26 protein-coding genes and 1 other annotated feature are annotated in these 22,145 nt (G+C 43.2%); of the genes, 25 read left to right on the top strand and 1 reads right to left on the bottom strand.

Annotated elements, in window-relative coordinates; genetic code table 11:
* Nucleotide 1 precedes the first annotated feature (1 nt).
* Nucleotides 2-655 (bottom strand): uracil-DNA glycosylase, encoded by a 654-nt coding sequence (locus tag IAE45_RS02435; protein WP_200124753.1) that lies wholly within the window; start codon nt 653-655, stop codon nt 2-4.
* A 169-nt stretch (nt 656-824) separates the two neighbouring features.
* Nucleotides 825-895, top strand: a sequence feature (ribosomal protein L21 leader region).
* Between the two features lie 19 nt (nt 896-914).
* On the opposite strand from IAE45_RS02435, the gene rplU reads away from it, so the two are divergent.
* The 25 genes from rplU (at nt 915) to IAE45_RS02310 (ending at nt 22,133) form a co-directional block, all read left to right on the top strand.
* The gene (rplU, locus tag IAE45_RS02430; protein WP_005225751.1) at nt 915-1,223 is read left to right on the top strand and encodes a 50S ribosomal protein L21; all 309 of its coding nucleotides are present in this window, start codon (nt 915-917) and stop codon (nt 1,221-1,223) included.
* A 26-nt stretch (nt 1,224-1,249) separates the two neighbouring features.
* The gene (locus IAE45_RS02425) at nt 1,250-1,594 is read left to right on the top strand and encodes a ribosomal-processing cysteine protease Prp (RefSeq protein WP_200124751.1); all 345 of its coding nucleotides are present in this window, start codon (nt 1,250-1,252) and stop codon (nt 1,592-1,594) included.
* Nucleotides 1,595-1,606: 12 nt separating this feature from the next.
* Complete coding sequence (gene rpmA, locus IAE45_RS02420) at nt 1,607-1,900, top strand: 50S ribosomal protein L27 (protein WP_003126181.1); 294 nt, start codon at nt 1,607-1,609, stop codon at nt 1,898-1,900.
* A 109-nt stretch (nt 1,901-2,009) separates the two neighbouring features.
* Nucleotides 2,010-2,474: a GNAT family N-acetyltransferase gene (locus IAE45_RS02415; protein WP_200124749.1), complete on the top strand. Its 465-nt coding sequence runs from the start codon at nt 2,010-2,012 to the stop codon at nt 2,472-2,474.
* Nucleotides 2,475-2,935: 461 nt separating this feature from the next.
* Nucleotides 2,936-3,871: a phosphate/phosphite/phosphonate ABC transporter substrate-binding protein gene (gene phnD / locus IAE45_RS02410; protein ID WP_081118058.1), complete on the top strand. Its 936-nt coding sequence runs from the start codon at nt 2,936-2,938 to the stop codon at nt 3,869-3,871.
* 91 nt (nt 3,872-3,962) lie between these two features.
* Nucleotides 3,963-4,751: a phosphonate ABC transporter ATP-binding protein gene (gene phnC, locus IAE45_RS02405; protein ID WP_200124747.1), complete on the top strand. Its 789-nt coding sequence runs from the start codon at nt 3,963-3,965 to the stop codon at nt 4,749-4,751.
* Complete coding sequence (gene phnE / locus IAE45_RS02400) at nt 4,748-5,530, top strand: phosphonate ABC transporter, permease protein PhnE (RefSeq protein ID WP_005235330.1); 783 nt, start codon at nt 4,748-4,750, stop codon at nt 5,528-5,530. Before phnC ends, phnE (IAE45_RS02400) begins: the two co-directional genes overlap by 4 nt.
* Complete coding sequence (phnE, locus tag IAE45_RS02395; protein WP_200124745.1) at nt 5,527-6,318, top strand: phosphonate ABC transporter, permease protein PhnE; 792 nt, start codon at nt 5,527-5,529, stop codon at nt 6,316-6,318. Before phnE (IAE45_RS02400) ends, phnE (IAE45_RS02395) begins: the two co-directional genes overlap by 4 nt.
* A 145-nt stretch (nt 6,319-6,463) precedes the next feature.
* Complete coding sequence (locus tag IAE45_RS02390) at nt 6,464-7,372, top strand: diacylglycerol/lipid kinase family protein (RefSeq protein WP_200124743.1); 909 nt, start codon at nt 6,464-6,466, stop codon at nt 7,370-7,372.
* 95 nt (nt 7,373-7,467) lie between these two features.
* Nucleotides 7,468-8,001: a GNAT family N-acetyltransferase gene (locus IAE45_RS02385; protein ID WP_200124741.1), complete on the top strand. Its 534-nt coding sequence runs from the start codon at nt 7,468-7,470 to the stop codon at nt 7,999-8,001.
* A gap of 180 nt (nt 8,002-8,181) precedes the next feature.
* Nucleotides 8,182-11,004, top strand: a complete 2,823-nt coding sequence (locus tag IAE45_RS02380; RefSeq protein ID WP_200124739.1) for a sigma-54-dependent transcriptional regulator — start codon at nt 8,182-8,184, stop codon at nt 11,002-11,004.
* Nucleotides 11,005-11,233: 229 nt separating this feature from the next.
* Nucleotides 11,234-11,728 (top strand): PTS system mannose/fructose/N-acetylgalactosamine-transporter subunit IIB, encoded by a 495-nt coding sequence (locus IAE45_RS02375; RefSeq protein ID WP_026008065.1) that lies wholly within the window; start codon nt 11,234-11,236, stop codon nt 11,726-11,728.
* Nucleotides 11,729-11,796: 68 nt separating this feature from the next.
* Nucleotides 11,797-12,789, top strand: coding sequence for a mannose/fructose/sorbose PTS transporter subunit IIA (locus tag IAE45_RS02370; protein ID WP_200124737.1), 993 nt, complete (start codon nt 11,797-11,799; stop codon nt 12,787-12,789).
* A 30-nt stretch (nt 12,790-12,819) separates the two neighbouring features.
* Nucleotides 12,820-13,623, top strand: coding sequence for a PTS mannose/fructose/sorbose transporter subunit IIC (locus tag IAE45_RS02365; protein WP_008378492.1), 804 nt, complete (start codon nt 12,820-12,822; stop codon nt 13,621-13,623).
* 20 nt (nt 13,624-13,643) lie between these two features.
* On the top strand, nt 13,644-14,555 hold the full coding sequence (locus IAE45_RS02360) for a PTS system mannose/fructose/sorbose family transporter subunit IID (RefSeq protein WP_005235347.1): 912 nt from the start codon (nt 13,644-13,646) through the stop codon (nt 14,553-14,555).
* Between the two features lie 116 nt (nt 14,556-14,671).
* On the top strand, nt 14,672-15,037 hold the full coding sequence (locus tag IAE45_RS02355; protein WP_005235348.1) for a DUF956 family protein: 366 nt from the start codon (nt 14,672-14,674) through the stop codon (nt 15,035-15,037).
* Between the two features lie 74 nt (nt 15,038-15,111).
* Nucleotides 15,112-15,351 (top strand): GlsB/YeaQ/YmgE family stress response membrane protein, encoded by a 240-nt coding sequence (locus tag IAE45_RS02350; protein WP_005225767.1) that lies wholly within the window; start codon nt 15,112-15,114, stop codon nt 15,349-15,351.
* A 214-nt stretch (nt 15,352-15,565) separates the two neighbouring features.
* Nucleotides 15,566-16,630, top strand: a complete 1,065-nt coding sequence (locus tag IAE45_RS02345) for a M24 family metallopeptidase (protein WP_200124735.1) — start codon at nt 15,566-15,568, stop codon at nt 16,628-16,630.
* Between the two features lie 209 nt (nt 16,631-16,839).
* Nucleotides 16,840-17,265: an Asp23/Gls24 family envelope stress response protein gene (locus IAE45_RS02340; protein ID WP_005225770.1), complete on the top strand. Its 426-nt coding sequence runs from the start codon at nt 16,840-16,842 to the stop codon at nt 17,263-17,265.
* Entirely contained in the window at nt 17,258-17,722 is a 465-nt protein-coding gene (nusB, locus tag IAE45_RS02335; RefSeq protein ID WP_005235350.1) for a transcription antitermination factor NusB, read from the top strand. The genes IAE45_RS02340 and nusB overlap by 8 nt, the downstream gene beginning before the upstream one ends.
* A gap of 293 nt (nt 17,723-18,015) precedes the next feature.
* Nucleotides 18,016-18,867 (top strand): bifunctional methylenetetrahydrofolate dehydrogenase/methenyltetrahydrofolate cyclohydrolase, encoded by an 852-nt coding sequence (locus tag IAE45_RS02330; RefSeq protein ID WP_077454331.1) that lies wholly within the window; start codon nt 18,016-18,018, stop codon nt 18,865-18,867.
* Complete coding sequence (gene xseA / locus IAE45_RS02325; RefSeq protein ID WP_200124733.1) at nt 18,868-20,220, top strand: exodeoxyribonuclease VII large subunit; 1,353 nt, start codon at nt 18,868-18,870, stop codon at nt 20,218-20,220.
* Nucleotides 20,201-20,422, top strand: coding sequence for an exodeoxyribonuclease VII small subunit (locus IAE45_RS02320; RefSeq protein ID WP_005235356.1), 222 nt, complete (start codon nt 20,201-20,203; stop codon nt 20,420-20,422). Before xseA ends, IAE45_RS02320 begins: the two co-directional genes overlap by 20 nt.
* A complete protein-coding gene (locus IAE45_RS02315; RefSeq protein WP_200124731.1) occupies nt 20,419-21,315 on the top strand; it encodes a polyprenyl synthetase family protein in 897 nt (298 codons plus the stop codon). The genes IAE45_RS02320 and IAE45_RS02315 overlap by 4 nt, the downstream gene beginning before the upstream one ends.
* Nucleotides 21,312-22,133, top strand: coding sequence for a TlyA family RNA methyltransferase (locus IAE45_RS02310; RefSeq protein WP_077454328.1), 822 nt, complete (start codon nt 21,312-21,314; stop codon nt 22,131-22,133). Before IAE45_RS02315 ends, IAE45_RS02310 begins: the two co-directional genes overlap by 4 nt.
* Nucleotides 22,134-22,145: the final 12 nt, after the last annotated feature.

Raw genomic sequence — 22,145 nt, 5'->3', positions numbered from 1 at the left:
GTTATTCGTCGGCTGGTATTTGTGAGAGAATGTTTCTTAACCCTCGCCAATCAGCTTCGATTTGCGGAGTCAACGTTCGATTGTAAAAGATCGCAGCGGGATGATACATCGGCACGATCAAATATTCTTTTTCCGACCATTGATAGCCATCTTTTGTTGGATTGCTTTCTTGTATTTTGGAACGGATCACTTCGCCATGGTGATCTTTGATATAATAGGCGTTGCCTAATAATCGCTGCAGTCCGATATTGCCAACAGTTACAATGACGGGCGGATCTACAACGGACAACTCGTAGTCAAGCAGCGGTGCGTGTAGCAAGACTTCTTTTTTTGTAGGTGTCCGATTGGGATGGACGATCTCATGGGCACCGCTGCGTTTGTTGATTCGTTCTTTGATGGAATATGGGCGGCTGCGGACAGCACTGGTGATGTAGACATCCTCACGGGTCAAACCGGCTAAAGCCAACGATTTCATCAATTCTTTTCCTGCTTGTCCGCTAAAAGGAATAAAATTCTCGATTTCGGTTCGACCAGGGGCTTCCCCAACGATCATCAATTTGGGCTGCAACGGTCCTTGACCGGGAACAAATCCTTCCAACGGATAACTGCGGGACGCCTGTTGAACGGCAGTGGCTAATTCTTTGGGGTATTGCATGAAAACTCCTCCAATTCTGTTTCACTTGTTCTCTTTCTTCTATAGTAATAGAAAATAAAAAATGCACAAAAGGAAATGACTAGTAGCAAAAGAATTCTGTCTTTTCCCTAATTAGTGATTGACTTTAGGAAAACATTTTGATAAAGTTAATCTGTTGTAATTGTGGACTCCACAGCTACAACCGCACAGAACAAGTAGTAAGTACGAAAGTCACTTGGGATGGCGAGTCTAAGTATATTATAAGGAGGTGCTGTAGAGCATGTACGCAATTATCAAAACTGGTGGGAAACAAGTAAAAGTTGAAGTGGGTCAAGCAATCTACGTTGAAAAATTAGACGTTGAAGCTGGACAAAAGGTTACTTTTGATGAAGTTATCTTAGTAGGTGGCGAATCAACAAAAGTAGGTGCCCCAATCGTTGCAGGAGCAACTGTTGAAGGGACTGTTGAAAAACACGGCAAACAAAAGAAAGTCGTAACTTTCAAATACAAACCTAAAAAACATTCACACCGTAAACAAGGTCACCGTCAACCTTACACAAAAGTTGTTATTGACGCGATCAACGCTTAATTCTTACGAAAAGCAGGGTAACGAATATGATCAAAGGGACATTCAAACGAAATGACTCTGGTCGGATTGTTTCTTTTGAACTGGCTGGACACGCACAAGCAGGAGAATACGGCAAAGACATCGTCTGTGCTGCAGCATCCGCTTTAGCGATCAGTGCAGTCAATGGGATCGATGCTTTGGCTGGCGTTGCGCCAAAAGTTGAAGCGGATAACGAAAATGGTGGGTACTTATTAGTCACACTGCCTTATCGTTTGACCCAAGAGCAGTCGAATATCGCACAAATTCTTTTAGAGAATTTGTTGATCGGCTTGCAATCAGTTCAAGAAGAGTACAACGATTATATCCAAATCAAAACTACTAAAGAAAACTAGGAGGTGCATCTCATGTTGATGAAAATGAATTTGCAATTCTTCGCTCACAAAAAAGGTGGGGGTTCTACTTCTAACGGACGTGACTCTCAATCAAAACGTTTAGGTGCGAAACGTGCTGACGGTCAAACCGTTTCAGGCGGATCAATCCTTTATCGCCAACGCGGTACTAAAATTTACCCAGGGGTAAACGTAGGTATCGGTGGAGATGATACATTGTTTGCAAAAGTTGACGGCGTTGTTCGTTTCGAACGTAAAGGCCGCGACAAAAAACAAGTATCTGTTTATCCAGTAGCGCAAGAAGCATAAGAAAATGACATCCAGATTACGTAAAAGTAACCTGGGTGTTTTTTTATACATCAATGAAACCGTTTTAACAAAGTAGTCAATATTAATGACTTTTAAAAGGAGCGAAGCAATGATTCAGTTGAAAGAAATCACAAAGGAAAACTATCGTGCGTGCATGAATTTGAAGACAACGAAGGAGCAAGAAGACTTTGTTGCGCCCAATTGGTACTCAATGTTAGAGGCAATCTATGAGGAACCTCGTCAGGCGTTTGCCCTATACAATGAGGAGGAAATGGTCGGCTTTATGCTATTTAGTTTTTACGAGGCGGATGAGGATTATCCAAAAACTTCATGGTGGATCGAGCGGTTTATGATCGCAGAAAAATTCCAAAATCAAGGGTTAGGCACTCAGGCGTTTCTTGCTGGGTTAGATTGGTTCAAAACCCATATCCAAGCGCAAGAATTAAGGATCTCCGCTGTGAATGGCAACGAGATCGCAACGAAGCTTTACGAACGCAATGGCTTTGTTTTGACGGGTGAAATGATTGATAACGAGCATGTACTCTTGTTGCAGTTGCCAACGGATCAAGGATAACGTACTCTTTCTACAGTAAGAGAATGAATTCAAAAGCAGAGGTTCTTAAAGGAATTCTCTGCTTTTTTTTGTGTTGTTTCGTTCGAAAAAGTGTGCGGGCATCTTCTGGTTAGGCGTTTTAAGAAATTTTGTGCACTTAGGGCAAGAATTGCGAGTATATCCATGCTTTGTTCTTCACAAAGTTCCTTTTGCGATTAACGGAATCTTTACACGTTGATAACATAAACCTTATATTCATTTGATACTCTGAGGAAGTAGAACAAATGGAAAGAAACTTTCGAAAAACGTTGATTATTGAGAATCTGCTCACGAATGATTTCTGTCAAAACACGAACATTATTAAAAAAGAAAACGTTCGTAATTCGAAAAAGATTGTTTTTAATTCGTTGGTTTTTTATAATCAAAAAGGAAAGTTCGGAATTCCATGAGTTCGATTTTTTTAATGAAAAGGAGAAAAAGTGATGAAAGTTTGGAAGAAAACGGCAATGTTTGGTTTAGGTTTGGTGGCGGCAGTTACGCTGGCGGCATGTGGCTCAGGTGGAGCAAGCACTGACTCGGCGGCTGAGGAAGCAGGATATGTACCAGAAAAGTTGACCGTTCAATTTGTCCCGTCACAAGCAGCAGAAACATTAGAAGCAAAAGCAAAACCACTTGAGCAATTGTTAAGTGATGAATTGGGGATTCCAGTCACAGTGAGTGTTTCCACTGACTACAATACAATCGTCGAAGCAATGGCTTCGAAACAAGTAGATGTCGGCTTTTTACCGCCGAATGCCTACGTTTTAGCAAATGAACAAAGCAATGTTAAGGTACTGTTGCAAGCGCAGCGTTATGGCATCAAGCAGCCTGGTGGGGAATCAACGGATGAATTGGTAGATAGCTATCGCTCAATGATCGTCGTAAAAAGCGGCAGTGACATCAAAGAGTTGGAAGATTTAAAAGGCAAAACGATTGCCACGCAAGATGTTACTTCTTCTGCCGGTTATGTTTGGCCAGTAGCAGAAATGAAAAAAGCAGGCATCGACATCAATACGGATGTGACGACTGTTCAAGTCAAAGGCCATGACCAAGCGGTCTTATCTGTCTTGAATGGCGACGTTGACGCGGCCTTCGTTTTTGAAGATGCCCGTAACACGGTCAAAAATGATTACCCTGAAATTATGGATGAGGTAGAGCCAATGTACTTTACCGAACCGATCCCGAACGATACGATCAGTGTTCGCAGCGATATGAGTGAAGAGTGGGACAAAAAAATCCAAGATGCCTTTATCGCGATCGGAAAAGATGAAGAAGGAAAACAAATCATCTCTGATATTTACTCGCATGAAGGATACGTTGTTTCAAAAGACAGCAATTTCGACATTGTAAGAGAGTATGCGGAACAAGTCGGACAATAATAGATGAATAGATCGGGAGGGTACCGGTACTTGAGGTACCCTTTTCGAATGGACAGCAATTTTTATCTAATGGAAAGAAAGTAGGAGAATCATGGCTCTAGAGAACGAAACGATTATTTCATTTCAAAATGTGACCAAGCAATACCCAAATGGGGTGTTGGGGTTGAAGGATTTGAACATCGATATCAAAAAAGGAGAATTTGTCATCGTCGTGGGTTTATCCGGTGCAGGCAAATCAACGATGTTGCGCTCCATCAATCGACTGCACGAGATTACAAGCGGCGAGATTTTAATCGATGACAAGTCGATCACAAAAGCAAAAGGAAGAGAGCTACGCTTGATTCGTCGAGACATTGGCATGATTTTCCAAAGCTTCAATTTGGTGAAACGTTCGAGTGTCTTGCGAAACGTCTTAACGGGGCGAGTGGCTTATCATCCCACGATCAAAATGCTGCTGGGTCTGTTTCCGCAAGCGGACAAAGAGTTGGCGTATCAATCACTGCAGCGGGTCAATTTAGCAGAAAAAGTCTATACCCGAGCCGATGAATTGTCTGGCGGTCAGCAGCAGCGGGTTTCGATTGCCCGGGCTTTGACGCAAGAGCCAAAAATTATTTTAGCGGATGAACCAGTTGCTTCATTAGATCCGTTAACCACTGAAAAAGTCATGAATGACTTAAAACGGATCAATCAAGATCTGGGTATCACTATCGTAGTCAATTTACATTCTGTCCAATTGGCAAGAGAATACGGCACACGGATCATCGGGTTACGAGATGGGGGCTTGGTTTTTGATGGCCCTGTCAGTGAAGCGACCGATCAGCGATTGAAACAGATTTATGGTAGCGAGATCATGGAAGAGCAGGAAGGGGCAGGACAATGACGACAAATACGTTGCCGAAACGCAGCGGACTATGGAAAAATGTTCTGTGGCTCGTCATTTTTTTAGTGGTATTGTTCGTTAGCGGCTCTATTTCTGGCGTTGATTTGGCACGGTTCTTTAGCAACAGCAGTCAAATGAATGTCATTTTACAAAAGATGGCTCATCCTGATTGGGCATATGCCAAAATCATTGTTGAGCCGATTTTGCAAACCATCCAAATGGCGATCATCGGCACAACCTTTGGTGCACTGGCGGCCTTTCCGTTTTCACTTTTAGCAGCACGAAATATCATGACGAATCATTGGATCAGCGGTTGTTTCCGTTTCGTTTTAAATATCATTCGGACAGTACCTGATTTGATGCTGGCGGCTTTATTTGTTGCCATTGTCGGAATCGGTCCTGTAGCCGGGGTAATCTCCATCTCTGTGTTTTCTTTTGGGATGATCACCAAATTGTTTTATGAGTCGATTGAAACGATTGATGAAGGTCCGATCGAAGCGATCACGGCTTCTGGAGGATCGAAGTTTGATATCATCCGCTATGCAGTCGTACCGCAAGTCATGAGCCATTTTCTCAGTTACTTGCTTTATGCCTTTGAGATCAATGTGCGGGCATCGACGATTCTTGGGTATATCGGCGCAGGCGGAATCGGTGTTTTCTTACAACGATCTTTAAGCCAGTTTCGATATGACCAGACGTCGATTATCGTCTTAGTGATTTTTGCAGTTGTTTTGGTGATTGATACCATCAGTAATAGATTAAGGGAGCGATTGTTATGATGTTGCCAGCAGAACCGAAAAAGAAAAAAATACGGAATTGGCTGATCGCAGTAGTCGTTATCCTCCTTTATATTTGGGCTTTCGCTGGTGTACCTTTTGCCGGCGTCAAAGAAAATGTCGGTCAAATTGTCGGCTCGATCTTTTATGGCCTGATCCATCCTGATTGGGGCTATGTTTATACCGGTGATGGCGAAGATTTGATCAGTTTGATGATTGAAACCGTTGCGATCGCCTTTGTGGGTACGTTTTTATCCTCACTATTAAGTATTCCTTTTGCCTTTTGGGCGGCGCGCAGCAAAAACAGCCCTCGCTGGTTATCGGGAGTTGGGAAAATCGTACTGACGGCGATTCGAACGTTTCCAGAAATCGTCTTAGCCATCATGTTTATTAAAACGGTAGGTCCCGGCTCCTTTGCCGGAGTGCTGGCGGTCAGTGTCCATTCCATTGGGATGTTGGCAAAACTCTATAGCGAAGCGATCGAAAACATGGATCATGGTCCCTCGGAATCCGTCATTAGTGCGGGAGGAAGCCGCTGGGATGTATTAGGCTTTGCGACATTGCCGCAACTGATCCCAGAATTTCTATCTTTTACCTTGTATCGATTTGAACTGGCTGTCCGTTCGGCTTCGATCTTAGGGATCGTAGGGGCAGGCGGGATCGGTACACCGATGATCTTTGCTATCAATGCACGTTCATGGAGCCGCGTGGGGATCATTTTATTGGGGATCGTTGTGACGGTCACGATCATTGATTTTATTTCTGGGCGCTTGCGTAAACGATTGGTTTAATAAAAGGAAGTGCGTACTCGAAAAAACACAGTCTAAATAGGCTGTGTTTTTTTGCAGCGGAGGAGTGGAGGTTGTTTAAGACAGTTTTTGTGAAACTTGTTATACTGGATTTATAGAAAATGAACCTAAACAAGGAGGCTGTTTTATGAAAGCATTATTGATTGTCAATCCAAGTTCTGGTGGTGAACAAGCGAAAGAATTTGAGAAGATGGCAGCAGACAAGTTGCGGGAAAGCTTTGCGGAAGTCGTAGTCAAACATACCGAAAAAGAAGGCGATGCCACACGCTTTGCCTCTGAGGCAGCAGCAGAATTTGACAGTGTCTTCGTAATGGGCGGTGATGGTACCGTCAATGAAGCGGTCAATGGCTTAGCCCCTCATGACAAACGACCAAAATTTGGTTTCTTTCCGCTGGGCACAGTGAATGATTTAGCTCGAGCATTAGCGATTCCACTAGATCCTAAGGAAGCCATCGAATCATTTGCAGTGGATCACACCCGCAAAATCGATATTGGGCAGGTCAATCAAGCTTATTTTACCAATGTGGTGGCGATCGGTATGATTCCAGCAGCGATCAACAATGTGGAAGCTGAAGAAAAAACCAAGCTGGGAAAAATGGCCTATTTTGTTTCTGGTCTACGGGAAGTGCGGAAAAATGAAAGTCATCAGTTTGAAGTGATCGCCGAAAATAAAGGTGAAAAAACGACGATCGCTGTGGAAAGTAGTACGATGATCGTTGGGTCATCGAATACGATTGGCGGTTTTGAATCTCTTTTACCTAAAGCGAGTACCGATGACGGAAAATTGCATCTGATCTACTTGAAGGATACGAATCTTTGGGAAACTGTCAAAAGTGTGCCTGAGCTTCTCAAAGGAGTTACGGAATCAAATGATGTTCTTGGTTATCAAACCTTTGCTAAAGCTGCGATTCGTTTGACAGATGGAACAACGATCGAAACGAATGTCGATGGCGATCCAGGACCTGCGTTGCCAATCACAGTACAGGTGCTGCCACAACATCTCACCGTGTATTGCGGCGCTGAAAAAGCCCGCTAAATCATCAATAACTAGGAAACGATCCGTTAAAAGCGGATTGTTTTTTTTCTTTAGAAAGAGTATACTGGAAAAAATTTATTGAAAGAAGGGATTCTATGACGATACGTTCTGCTGCGATTGCAGATGCCCAAGCCTTGACAGCAATCTATGCTTATTATGTAGATAATACACCGATTACCTTTGAAACGGAGGTGCCCACGGTTCAAGAATTCGCGGAACGCATCGCCAAGACCTTGAAACGCTACCCGTATCTCGTTGCAGAAGAGGCTGGTGAAATCGTCGGTTATGCCTATGCATCAGCCTATAAAGAACGAGCAGCCTATGATTGGACCGTTGAAGTAACCGTTTATTTAGCCCCAGATGCCAAAGCAAAAGGGCTCGGTACCGCTCTTTACCAAGCGCTTGAGGGAAAATTAAAAGCGCAAAACGTGGTCAATCTGACTGCGTGTATTACAGGAGGCAATCAACAAAGCGAGGCTTTTCATGAGAAACTTGGGTATCGGAAAGTTGCTGATTTTGCGCATGTCGGCTATAAGTTCAATCAATGGCACGATGTGATATGGATGCAAAAAGAACTACAACGATTTCCAGACCAGGTGCCAGCGTTCATTCCTAATGAAAAAGCCTAACGCATCCTGACTTTTGAATATCTTTTTTTGGCAAAATGCTTTATGCTGAAAGTAACAGGTGGAAATTTTTTCTATTGCTACTAAATGCAAAGCATTTTGTTTTTTCTATGTGGAAAAAAGTTGCTTTTTTATAGAAAAATGAGTAAAGTATTCAAGTGGAAAAACAAGGAGGCGAAGCTGTTGGGCAAGCGAATCGAACGTATCTATCAATATATCCTTGAAAACACGCGGAGCGGCTTAGGGGAGAAAAAGGGGTTGTCTACTTCGGAAGTTGCCGATCACTTAGCCATTCAGCGCAGTAATGCCAGTAAAGATTTAAATCAGCTTGTCAAAGAAGGACGCGTTGAAAAAAGTGATTCACGTCCTGTGCGCTATTGGGCAGCAGGTGTTGACGCAATCAGTTCTGAAAAGTATGTCCCAAGCTATAAAGAAAATCGTCCCCAAAGGGAAAAAGCTTTCCCTCAGCGAGTACAAGGAAAACCTTCTGACCGGGATATTTTTGCGACAATCATTGGTGCCAATGGCAGTATGAAAAACGCCGTTGAGCAAGCCAAAGCAGCGATTTTGTATCCGCCAAAGGGGCTTAACTGCTTGATTACAGGTCCTACAGGTTCTGGGAAAACCTACTTTGCCCATGCGATGTTTCAGTTTGCCAAAAGCAATCAGGTGATTGCCGAGGACAAAGAATTGATTGTCTTTAACTGTGCGGACTATGCGAATAATCCGGAACTTTTGATGAGTCATTTGTTTGGTTATGTGCGAGGCGCATTTACGGGTGCCGATCAAGAGAAAATCGGTATTATCGATCAAGCAGATGAAAGTATGCTATTTCTCGATGAGATCCATCGCTTACCACCAGAAGGTCAGGAAATGATCTTTTACTTTATGGATCATGGAACCTTCAGTCGTCTAGGAGAGACGGGCAAAAACCATCAAGCGAATGTCCGAATCGTTGGAGCGACTACGGAAGACCCCAACTCAACACTCTTAGATACCTTCACCCGGCGGATTCCCATTAACATTCAATTGCCTTTCTTTGAAAAACGACCGGCGTCAGAAAAAGTCGACCTTGTTCGGGTATTAGTTGGGCAAGAGGCGACCCGCATCCAACGGACGATCACCTTGACAGAAGATGTGGTCAAAGCACTGATCGGCAGTGTTAGTTTTGGGAATATCGGGCAATTGAAGTCGAACGTGCAGCTTGTTTGTGCCCGTGGATTTCTAAACCATATGCAGCAGGATGAAATTGAAATCGATTTATTAGATCTTCCAGAAGGGATCCGTTCAGGGTTGATCGTCTTGGGAAATCGTCGCAATGAGCTGGCAGAGCTTTCAAAGATCCTTGAACCGAAAATCAGTGTTCAGCCGAATCAAAACTTAAACAATATCCAATCAGATTCCTATGAATTGCCTTATAATCTTTACGATATTATCGGCGACAAGGCTGCTTTGCTAAAAGCAGATGGGTTGGATCAAGAGGCGATCAATCATTTTATTTCAACAGATATTAATGTTCACTTAAAGTCTTTTTATAAAGATCACGGGTTTTCCTTTAACTCGGTCAATAAACTAAGTGAATTTGTCGACCAGAAAGTGATCAGTGTAACAAATCAAATCTATGAGATGGTTCGGCAACGCTTAAATTACGATTTTCAGCAAAACTTCATCTATGCCATGAGCTTACACATCAGCTCATTTTTGAAAAAAATCCATCTAGGAGAAGAACGACAAACCAATGACAATATTCGTCAGATGGTAGCTGACTATCCGCAAGAGTTTGAAGTCGCCAAAGAAGTCCGCGATTTTATTGGTGATAGTTTCCAAGTGGCGATTCCTGAGAGCGAATCTTATTATTTAGCGGTTCTTCTGGTTTCTCTTAGAACCTCTCATTCCTCTGGGAAAATCGGCGTCGTCGTTGCAGCCCACGGCAACAGCACAGCCAGTAGCATGGTACAAGTGGTTAAACAGTTGCTGGAAGTCGATCAAGTTACCGCGGTGGACATGCCATTAGATATGCCACCAGCTGTGGCGTTGAAAAAAATCGTGGATAGTGTACGGGCAGTCAATGACGGCAGTGGAGTGATCCTGTTAGTCGATATGGGGTCTTTAGCGACCTTTAATAATGAGATCCAGCGGGAAACAGGCGTGGCTGTGCGGACAGTCGATATGGTGACCACCTCCATCGTGTTGGAGACCGTTCGTAAAGCATCGGTTATTGGAACGGACCTCGATCAGCTCTATGATTCATTACGGAAGTTCCGTGGATATGGAGCGGTCACTGTGGAAGAACCAGTGACACAAAACCACCACCCTAAAGCGATCTTAGCGGTCTGTGCTTCAGGAAAAGGAACGGCGCAGCGTATCAAAGAATTGATCCAAAGTTCACTGTCAAAACGGCAAAACCAAAATGTTGAAGTGGTGACCTTATCGGTGGCGGATCTAAGAACGGATTTGGAACAGATTCAACAGCGTTATCGATTGATTGCTGCAACGGGGATCATCGATCCCCATATAGATGCGCCATTTATTTCGCTGGAACGTTTTATTGACCAAGATGTCGATCTTTTGTTAGATGATATCCTATTAGAGAACGATTTGAGTTTTGAAGATGAAGTTCAGCTGGATGACCAACAGGCGAAAGCAATCTGCGTCCAGTATCTAGAAGAAAACTTTACGTATATCAATCCGAAAAAAGTGGTCGATCCTTTATGGAAGTTCAGCCAGGAGATCATTCGTGATCTTGAATTAGTGCAAGCGCAGCAAGGCTTTTTGATCAACTTTGTCATGCATAGTGCAGGTATGCTGGAACGAATCATTTTGCGGCAGCCGTTGACAGTTGGGGAGAATGAGCTAGAGGCGATGCGTTCGGACCCACTTTACGCACTGCTTCATGTTCATGTCCAGTCGTTTAGTCGTTTGATGAATATTGAGATTCCTGATGCGGAAGAGTATTACTTGATGGAACTCGTAAAGAACCATCGGGAAAAAGAGCAATACCAATAATCATGAAAAATAATACAGATACACTAAAAAAGATACAGTATTTTTTAGTGTGTCTTTTTTAGTGTATTATTCAAATGCTGATTCTTAAGGTTTTTTCAAGAATAGTGTATCGGAAAAACTTGGCACGCTTCTTGCTTCTATATAAGTGGATACAGGAGGTGATTGAAAAAAGAACAGATCCTCAATATGAAAAGCGGATCGATGGATGTAGGAGGCTTGCACAATGGGAATGGATATACGTCTTGCCCGAATCGACGATCGGTTGATTCATGGTCAGGTCGCCACAGCTTGGTCGAAAATGACTGGTATCAATCGAATTATCGTGGTCAGTGATGAAGTCGCAAATGACCAATTACGGAAGTTTCTCTTGAAAGAAGCTGCTCCACCAGGAATCAAATCCAATGTGGTGACAGTAGCGAAAATGCTTGAGGTGGCGCATAACACATTATTTAATACGCAAAAAGTCATGTTATTATTTACCAACCCTCAAGATGTCGTGACTCTGGTCAAAGGAGGCATTGACATTCGTTCCGTCAATATCGGCGGCATGAGCTTTTCAATGGGAAAACGGATGATCACTAATTTCGTGTCAGTCAATGATCAAGATCTTGCTTCATTGCTTTACTTGCAAAACCAAGGCATTGAAGTGGAGATACGCAAAGTTCCAGCTGATCGTAAAATCTTTTTGAAGGATATTTTGGAAAAAGAAGGTAGTCACCCTTAGTTTTTCGATGTTGTTTTTTCTTTCGTATTCGTGTCACATTTTTCAATTTTGATATAGGAGGTAAAAAGATGGTAGGAATTATCCTAGCAAGTCATGGAGAATTTGCTAACGGCATTTTGCAATCTGGTTCAATGATCTTCGGCGAACAAGAAAATGTTAAAGCTGTTACATTGATACCAAGTGAAGGTCCAGATGACATCAAGGCAAAAATGCAAGAAGCAATTGCTACATTTGACGATCAAGAAGAAGTATTATTCTTAGTTGATCTTTGGGGTGGTACTCCTTTCAACCAAGCGAACAGCTTGTTTGAAGATCACAAAGACAAATGGGCAATCGTTGCTGGTATGAATTTACCAATGGTGATCGAAGCCTATGCTTCACGTTTTTCAATGAATACAGCGCATGAAATCGCTGCGCATATCGTTGAAACAGCTAAAGAAGGGGTCAAGGTCAAACCAGAAGAGCTTGAACCAGAGGAAGCGGCAGCACCAAAAGCAGTGCAAGACGATCAACCTAAAGGATCACTTCCTCCGGGAACTGTTCTAGGCGATGGCAAAATCAAAATCGTACTTGCACGTGTCGATTCACGTTTGTTGCATGGTCAAGTCGCAACAGCTTGGACAAAATCAGTTAATCCATCTCGGATCATCGTTGTTTCTGACGCGGTGGCAAAAGATGACTTGCGTAAAAAACTGATCGAACAAGCAGCTCCTCCAGGAGTAAAAGCGAACGTCATTCCAGTGGACAAAATGATTGAAGTTTCTAAAGACCCTCGTTTCGGGAATACGAAAGCTTTACTTTTATTTGAAAACCCACAAGATGTATTACGCGCTGTTGAAGGTGGCGTTGACATCACTGAAGTGAACGTTGGTTCAATGGCTCACTCTGTTGGGAAAGTTGTTGTAAGTAAAGTATTGTCGATGGGTACAGATGATGTGAAGACATTTGAAGATCTAAAAGAACGCGGCATCAAATTCGATGTGCGTAAAGTACCAAATGACTCTCGAGACAACATGGACGAAATCTTACGCAAAGCCAAAAATGAATTGGCAAACAAATAGAAACGTATTCAACTAAATAGGAGGTCTATCATGACTATTATATCTATGGTATTAGTAGTACTCGTTGCCTTTTTAGCTGGTATGGAAGGGATCTTGGATGAATTCCAATTCCATCAACCGCTAATCGCGTGTACTTTGATCGGTTTAGTGACCGGTAATTTGGAAGCATGTATCATTTTGGGCGGATCATTACAAATGATCGCACTTGGATGGGCAAACATCGGTGCCGCTGTTGCACCTGATGCTGCATTGGCGTCTGTTGCATCTGCAATTATTTTAGTTTTAGGTGGACAAGGAACTGCTGGTGTTGATACAGCGATTGCCGTTGCGATCCCTCTAGCTGTTGCTGGTTTGTTCTTGACAATGATCGTTCGTACATTGGCTGTGCCAATCGTTCACTTTATGGATGCGGCTGCTGAAGAAGGCAACATTCGTAAAATTGAAATGTGGCACGTGATCGCTGTATGTATGCAAGGGGTTCGTATTGCGATTCCTGCAGCTGCATTGTTGGCTATCCCTGCTGCAACTGTTCAAAACTTCTTAGAATCAATGCCTGCATGGTTAACTGATGGTATGGCTATCGGTGGTGGTATGGTTGTTGCCGTTGGTTACGCAATGGTTATCAACATGATGGCAACTCGCGAAGTATGGCCATTCTTTATTATCGGTTTCGTTATCGCAGCTATCTCTCAATTGACATTGATCGCTATCGGTGCCTTGGCAGTAGCAATCGCATTGATCTACTTGAACCTAACTAAAATGGGCGGATCATCAAATGGAGGCGGCGGCAGCAACACTGGCGACCCTCTAGGCGATATCTTGAATGACTATTAGAATCGAAGGAGGAGAAAAAAATGGCAGAAAAAATTCAATTAAATAAAAAAGATCGTTTAGCCGTAGCATGGCGCTCTACCTTCATTCAAGGTTCATGGAACTATGAACGTATGCAAAATGGTGGTTGGGCATTCTCAATGATTCCAGCAATCAAAAAATTATACAAAACAAAAGAAGACCGTGCCGCTGCTTTGAAGCGTCACTTAGAATTCTTTAATACTCACCCATATATCGCATCACCAATCTTAGGGGTAACACTAGCGTTAGAAGAAGAACGTGCCAATGGCGCGCCTGTCGATGACGTAGCGATCCAAGGGGTAAAAGTTGGGATGATGGGTCCTTTAGCCGGTGTCGGTGACCCTGTGTTCTGGTTTACTGTCCGTCCGATGTTAGGTGCATTAGGTGCTTCTCTTGCTTTAGGCGGAAACATCTTAGGCCCAATCATCTTCTTCGTTGCTTGGAACATCATCCGTTGGGCATTTATGTGGTACACACAAGAATTCGGCTACCGTGCTGGTTCTAAAATCACTGATGACCTTTCAGGTGGTTTGCTACAAGATGTAACAAAAGGTGCTTCTATTTTAGGGATGTTCGTATTAGGGTCACTTGTTCAACGTTGGGTATCGATCTCCTTTGCACCAGTTGTCTCAAGCGTGCCACTTGATGAAGGTGCTTATGTCGACTGGGCAAACTTGCCTTCCGGTTCAGCTGGTTTGCAACAAGCCTTCCAACAAGTAGCTGAAGGCCGTGCATTGACTGATACAAAAGTAACAACATTGCAAAACAACTTGGATCAATTGATTCCTGGTTTAGCTGCACTATTGCTTACTTTGTTATGTATGTGGTTATTGAAGAAAAAAGTTTCTCCAATCGTCATTATTATCGGTCTATTCTTAGTCGGTATCGGTGGACACTTGATCGGATTGTTATAATCTTTTCAATGATAGGTGCTTGGGGAAACCCAAGCATCTTTTTATTTATTCGCCAAATATGCCGCAAACACGTATAATAGGTAACAATAAGACGATATAGAATGGAGTAAGCGCAAATGGTACAATCCCTTAATACAAAAGTTGATTTGACGATCGATGCTACGTCTTTTTTAGGTATCAATGAATACGGCAAAATCATGATCGGCGATAATGCCTTTGAGTTTTACAATGATCGTGACAAACGCAAGTTTATTCAAATTCCTTGGGAAGACGTCGACTATGTGATCGCTTCGGTCTTGTTCAAAGGACGTTGGATCCCACGTTATGCGATTCGGACCAAAAAGAATGGGACGTATACCTTCTCATCGAAAGAACCAAAAAAAGTTCTGCGGGCAATTCGAGAATACGTTGACCCAGATCATATGGTCCATTCTCTTGGCTTTTTCGATATCTTGAAACGGGCAATTACCCGTAGAAAATAACAAGAGAGCATATGTTTTTCCAATTGATTCTCAATGTGTTACCCTTTTTATAAGAAAGTTTAGGAGGGGTTATTATGCACTTTTTATGGACATTGATCGTGGGAGCGGTCATCGGGTCGATCGGCGGTGCTATCGCAGGAGAAAAACGCGGTTGCATTTTTGATATCGTCGCAGGACTTGTGGGCGCATCAATCGGACAAGGCTTATTCGGCACTTGGGGACCACAAGTGGCAGGAATGGCAATCGTGCCGGCAATCATTGGCGCAGTCATTTTCGTGGCAGTCGTATCGTTCTTTTTGGGACGGAAAAGATAATTATCAAAGAAGCAATCCATTGACTGGGTTGCTTTTTTTTTGCATTGAAGCTATCTAGAAGAGAATAACGAGAGAGTAAACTAGAGTCTTTTTAAAATACCATTCTTTTCATTCGTATTGTTTGATTTTTTAGAAAACTTTTCGCTTACTTTCCGCTTTTTCTGGAAGTTTGTTATAATACTATCGTATAGAAAAAGAAAGTAGGGAACGATACATGTTAAGAGTCGAAAAATTACGCGAAGCAATGAGAAAAGATTCGATTGATGGGTTCTTGATCACCAGCCCATACAATTTGCGTTACTTGACAAACTTTACTGGTACAACTGGTTTAGCAGTCATTACGTTAGACAAAGCCTTTTTTGTAACAGATTTTCGTTATACAGAACAAGCAGCTGCTCAAGCCCAAGGATTTGAGATCGTAAAAAATAGCGGGCCGATTTTTGAAGAAGTTGCAACCATCTGCCAGAATGAAGAAATCAATGTCTTAGCATTTGAAGAAAGTTTCGTCAGCTTTGCTGAATACTCCGTCTTAGAAGATTTGATCGAGGAATCATCACTAGCCCCTGTATCGGGGATGATCGAGGCATTGCGGGAAGTCAAAGATGAGGAAGAGATCGCATTGATCCAACAAGCTTGCCATATCGCCGATCAAGGATTTGAACATATTTTGAAAATGATCCGCCCAGGAATGACGGAAATCGAAGTGGCGAATCAGTTAGATTTCTTTATGCGTTCATTAGGTGCTACAAGCGTATCTTTTGAAACGATCGTGGCTAGTGGTCTACGTTCAGCAATGCCCCATGGGGTTGCCAGTGAAAAAGTGATCGAACAAGGCGATCTGATCACGTTAGACTTTGGCTGTTACTATCAAGGCTATGTATCTGATATGACTAGAACCTTTGCAGTAGGCGATCCTGGCGATAAATTGAAAGAAATCTATCAAATCGTACTAGAAGCACAAGAAAAAGTTTTGGCAGCAGCAAAACCTGGAATGACCGGAATTGAACTAGATGCGATCGCTCGGGATCACATTGCTTCCTTTGGCTACGGAGATGCCTTTGGACATTCAACAGGTCATGGGATTGGTTTAGAGATCCACGAAGGACCAAATGTATCTTTCCGCGCTGATAAAGCATTTGTTGTCGGAAACGTCATTACAGATGAACCAGGAATCTATCTTCCAGGAATTGGCGGCGTTCGTATCGAAGATGATCTTTTGATCACCGAAACGGGCAATACAGTGTTGACACATTCACCGAAAGAATTGATCATTCTCTGATTCATCGACCTTGTTTTTCAGAAAATTCATTGAGAATAGTGGGTTATTATAGATTCTCAGTGCAGAAAATGATAAACTTAGAGCGAGAAGAAACACTGTGCCATGGATGTTATTGATTGAATCAAGCGTTGGTTTGCTTCAAACGGAAAAAACGAGCGATTTTTTTACAAACAATACGGTACAGCTGTTTAGAATGGAGGCAAAAACGTATGAATGAAGATAAAAACCTTGTATTAAATGCAAGTCCTGAATTAGGCGAGATCGTCATCGCGCCAGAAGTGATCGAGATCATTATTGGGATCGCTGCTTCTAAAGTGGAAGGTGTCTATGGGATGCGAGGAACACTGGCAAACAGTGTCACTGAATTATTAGGTCGCGCAGCTCATGGCAAAGGGGTCTACTTAACGATCGATGAAACAGGGATCAAAGTGGATATCTACTGCTATATTACTTATGGGATGTCAGTGCCTAAAGTGGCAATGGAGATCCAAGAACGGGTCAAACAGCAAGTCTTATTTATGACAGATGTGCAACTGGCTGAAGTAAATGTTCATGTTGTGGCAGTCGTGCCAGAAAAAGTAGATTTACCAGACATCGAAGAATTATTTGGAAACGACGAGGAAGAAAATGAGTAAAGAATTATCACGGCATGAAATACGGAAAATGGCGTTACAAGCTTTATTTCCACTAGACTTTAACAAAGATTTAACGAAACAAGATGCCATCATGCATGCCATCGAGTTGGAACACCATGAATTGATCGATGAAGAACAAGAGCATTTCGTGCCTGTTTATTTAGATCAATTAGTGGCAGGTGTTTGTCATTACAAAGAAGCTTTGGATGAAGTCATTCAAAGTCATTTAAAAGCCGGTTGGAAAATCCAGCGTTTATCAAAAATGGACGTGACGATTTTACGAATCGCTTTGTATGAAATGATCTATGTGGATAATGTGCCGAATCGTGTGGCATTGAATGAAGCGATCGAATTAGCGAAAACTTTTAGTGACGATCAGTCAAGAAAGTTTGTCAACGGTATTTTATCGACAGTCAATCAAGAGCTTGAAACAAAAAACAACCAAGTAAGTGAGTAATTTTCAGCCCTAACCATATCGATCAAAAGAGCACAGCTTTTTTTCGATCGAGTCAGAAACCGAACGATTTATGAGCAACCGCCTTGTTTTGACGGTCTTGCTTGATCGTTCGGTTTTTTCGCACATACTTTGTCGGATTACCCTCGTATTTTCCGAAAAAAGGGAGCGTTAGACGGTGTTTTTCTTTTCAGAAAATGCTATGATAGAACACATGAAGAAGCAGATCGACAAACGATTGGTGCGTTTCTTTTTACAAACTAAGTCAGTATAATCAGGTTGGAGGAGTTGTCAGAATGGGTACATTGATCAATGGAAAAGAATTGGCTGAAAAAATGCAAGCAGCGTTTCTTTCAGAGACAGCATCACTAAAAGAGCAAGGTGTGACACCGGGATTAGTTGTTTTGCTTGTTGGAGAAGACAAAGCAAGTCAGACTTATGTGAAAAATAAAGAACTAGCTGCGGCGAAAATCGGCATCAATTCCCGAGTTGCCCGCTATCCTGAATCCATTACCGAGGCAGAATTATTAGCAGAAATCGAACAGTTCAATAACGATGACGCCTTTCATGGCATTTTGGTTCAACTTCCTTTGCCAAAACATATCAATGAAGAAAAAGTACTGTTAGCCATCAAACCAGAAAAAGATGTCGACGGCTTTCATCCAATCAATTTAGGAAAATTATTCGCCGGTGTACCTGACCGAATTCCTTGTACCCCTTATGGCATCATGAAAATGTTTGCTGCGTATGGGATCGAATTGGAAGGGAAAAATGCCTTAGTGATCGGTCGAAGCAACATTGTCGGAAAACCAATGGCGCACTTGCTCTTAGGGGCAAATGCCACTGTGACCATCGCTCATTCAAAAACCAAAAATCTGCCTGAGTTAGCGAAGCAAGCGGACATTTTAGTCGTGGCGATCGGCCGCGGTCATTTTGTCACAAAAGACTTCGTAAAAGAAGGGGCCGTGGTGATCGATGTAGGAATGAATCGGGATGCCAATGGCAAGTTGATCGGCGATGTCAAATTTGATGAAGTTGAACCGATCGCTAGCTATATCACTCCGGTACCTAGAGGTGTAGGACCAATGACGATCACGATGTTGATGGCCCAAACGATCGAGGCAGCAAAGGAGACAATGAAAAACTAAATGGCGCAAGAATATTTAACGGTGACCGCATTAACAAAATATATCAAGCGTAAGTTTGACGTCGATCCGTATCTAGAGCGAGTTTATTTGACGGGGGAGATCTCTAATTTTCGTCGTCGCCCCAATCACCAATATTTTAGTTTGAAAGATGATGGTGCAAAGATTTCGACCGTCATGTTCAAAGGCGCTTTTGACAAGTTGCGCTTTCAACCAGAAGAGGGCATGAAAGTCATGGCAGTTGGACGTATCACCTTGTATGAGGCAAGCGGAAATTACCAGATGGTGATCGATCACATGGAACCAGACGGTGTCGGTGCCCTTTATCAAGCCTATGAACAATTAAAGCAGAAATTGGCAGCGGAAGGATTATTTTCTGCACCGAAGCAGTCATTGCCGAAATACCCGAAACGCATCGCAGTCTTGACCAGTCCTAGTGGGGCGGTGATCAGAGATATCATCACGACGACCCAGCGGCGTTATCCCATTGCTCAGATCGTTTTGTACCCAACCGTGGTACAAGGCAACAAAGCTGCGGATGATGTGGTGAAAAATATCCAACGAGTCGAAGCCGATGGGACCTTTGATACTATGATCATCGGACGTGGGGGTGGATCGATCGAAGACCTCTGGCCTTTCAATGAAGAACGAGTGGCAAGAGCCATTTTTGATGCAAAAACCCCCATTATTTCTTCAGTGGGGCATGAAACCGATACGACGATTGCCGATTTAGTGGCGGATGTGCGGGCGGCAACTCCGACCGCCGCAGCCGAATTAGCGGTGCCGGTGCTGTCGGAGGAGATTTTGCGGATCGAAGAAAGACAAGCCCGATTAGAGCAAGCATTTATGCACCAGATCCAGTACAAACAAGAACGCTATCAGCGAGTGATTGGATCGTATGTTTTTCGGCAACCAGAGCGCTTGTATGAGGCACAGTCCATCAAACTCGATCAGTTGCAGCAGCGGATGCAGCAAGGCTTACAAGCCTTGCTTTATGACAAGGATCGCCATGCACAGCAATTGATTTCACGGTTGGCACAACAACAACCAAAAGCGCGATTACAAGCCAGCAACCAAGAGGTCAGTTATCTTTCCCAACGCTTAACCAAAGCCATGAAAGATATCTATGCAGCAAAAGAAAATCAATTTGCAAATGCAGTCCAATCCCTTGATTTGCTCAGTCCATTAAAAATCATGGGTCGGGGCTACAGCTATACCACGAAAAATGAGCAGGTGATCAAGTCGATTGATGCGATCGAGCCAGAAGACCAGCTGACGATCCATTACCAAGATGGCCAAGCACTTGTCGAAGTTATTAGTACAGAAGGAGTTAATCATGGCAAATCCAACATTTGAAGAATCATTACAAGAATTAGAACAAATCGTAACCCGTTTGGAACAAGGCGATGTTCCATTGGAAGAAGCGTTAGATGCTTTTCAAAAAGGCATGGTTTTGAGCAAGCAATGCAAGGACACTTTGAGTAAAGCAGAAAAGTCCTTAACAAAAATGATGACTGAATCCAACGAAGAAGTGCCTTTTGAAGAGGAAAACCAATGAGTGCTTTAACCGAATTCACAAAAGCGCACGCCTCTTTGATTGAAGAAGTCATGGAACGCTTTGTCAAAGAACACACCTCTGATCAACGATTGTTTGAAAGCATGCAGTATTCGATCCAAGCCGGCGGCAAACGCATTCGTCCGCTTTTATTGGCTGCAACAGTCGCCGCTTTTCACAAACCTATCAATACCGCGGTGTACCAGTGTGCGGCAGCCTTAGAAATGGTGCATACCTATTCGCTGATCCATGACGATCTGCCTGCTATGGACAACGATGATCTGCGCCGAGGCAAACCCACCAACCATAAGGTTTTTGGTGAAGCTTTAGCGATTTTAGCTGGAGATGGTCTTTTGACAGCTGCGTTTCAATTAGTCGCTATGGCGGAGATCGAAGCCAATCAAAAAGTCTTATTGCTACAGCAGTTAAGCAAAGCGGCGGGTACGCAAGGGATGGTCGCCGGTCAAGCAGCCGATATTCAAGGGGAAAACCAAGCCCTTAGTCTGGAGGAACTGATGTCTGTTCACGAACGGAAAACCGGCGAATTGATTCGCTTTGCGGTGATTGCCGGAGGTGTCCTAGCCGACCAGACGGAAGAAATTCTGCAAGAATTGGATCGCTTTGCCCAGCATATTGGGTTAGCCTTTCAAATTCGCGATGATCTGTTGGATGCTACTAGCACGACCGAAGAGCTAGGAAAAGTTGTCCGTCGAGATGACGAATTGGCGAAAAGTACCTATCCTGCTTTGCTTGGCTTATCAGGGGCGCAGCAAGCGTTGACAGAGGAATTATCCAAGGCTAAAGAAATTCTGGCGCAATTAAGTCAATACGGTCAATTTACGCCGGATGTTTTATTGGCATTTGTGGAACGATTTGAGATTCGAGGGAACGCATGAAGAAAGAACGAGTAGATGTTTTAGCTGTCCAGCAAGGCCTGTTTGAGACTCGCGAGCAAGCCAAACGAGGAGTGATGGCTGGATTGGTTTACAAAGAAAAAAATAATGAACGACTTGATAAACCGGGAGAAAAAATTGCTGCAGATACACTGTTGCAGATCAAAGGCAAGAAGCTGCCGTATGTTTCTCGTGGTGGTCTCAAGTTAGAAAAAGCGCTCAAAGTCTTTGATTTTGACGTAACCGATAAAATCATGTTAGACATCGGTGCTTCCACCGGCGGCTTTACCGATGCGGCGTTACAGAATGGTGCCAAAAAAAGCTATGCACTAGATGTCGGTTACAATCAGTTAGCCTGGAAGCTGCGGCAAGATGAGCGAGTGATCGTAATGGAACGGGTCAACTTTCGTTATGCAAAACCCACTGATTTCTTAGACGGTCTTCCTGAAGCCGCTACGATCGATGTTTCTTTTATTTCACTTAAACTGATTTTACCCCCGCTGTATGATATTTTGGTAGCGGGCGGCGAAGTGATGGCGCTGATCAAGCCCCAGTTTGAAGCAGGTAAAGAAGCGGTGGGGAAAAACGGGATCGTACGTGATCCCAAAACCCATGAACGAGTGTTGGAGGAAGTACTCACCTTTGCGCAAGAAACAAAATTTGATGTATTAAATCTAAGTTTTTCACCCATCACTGGCGGCGAAGGGAATATCGAGTTTATCGTACATTTAAAGAAAAGCCTGCAAGAAGGTACCGCAGCAGGGATCGACATCCCGAAAGTTGTTGCATCAGCACATGAGACCTTTCATCAACCAAAATAAAGAATGGAAGAG

Origin of the sequence: Enterococcus sp. S53, assembly GCF_016516865.1 — a bacterium.
In the GTDB taxonomy this organism is placed as follows: Bacteria; Bacillota; Bacilli; order Lactobacillales; family Enterococcaceae; genus Enterococcus_D; species Enterococcus_D innesii.
The sequence above is the reverse complement of the archived record's forward strand: the minus strand, read 5'-3'. Positions and strand labels throughout refer to the sequence as shown.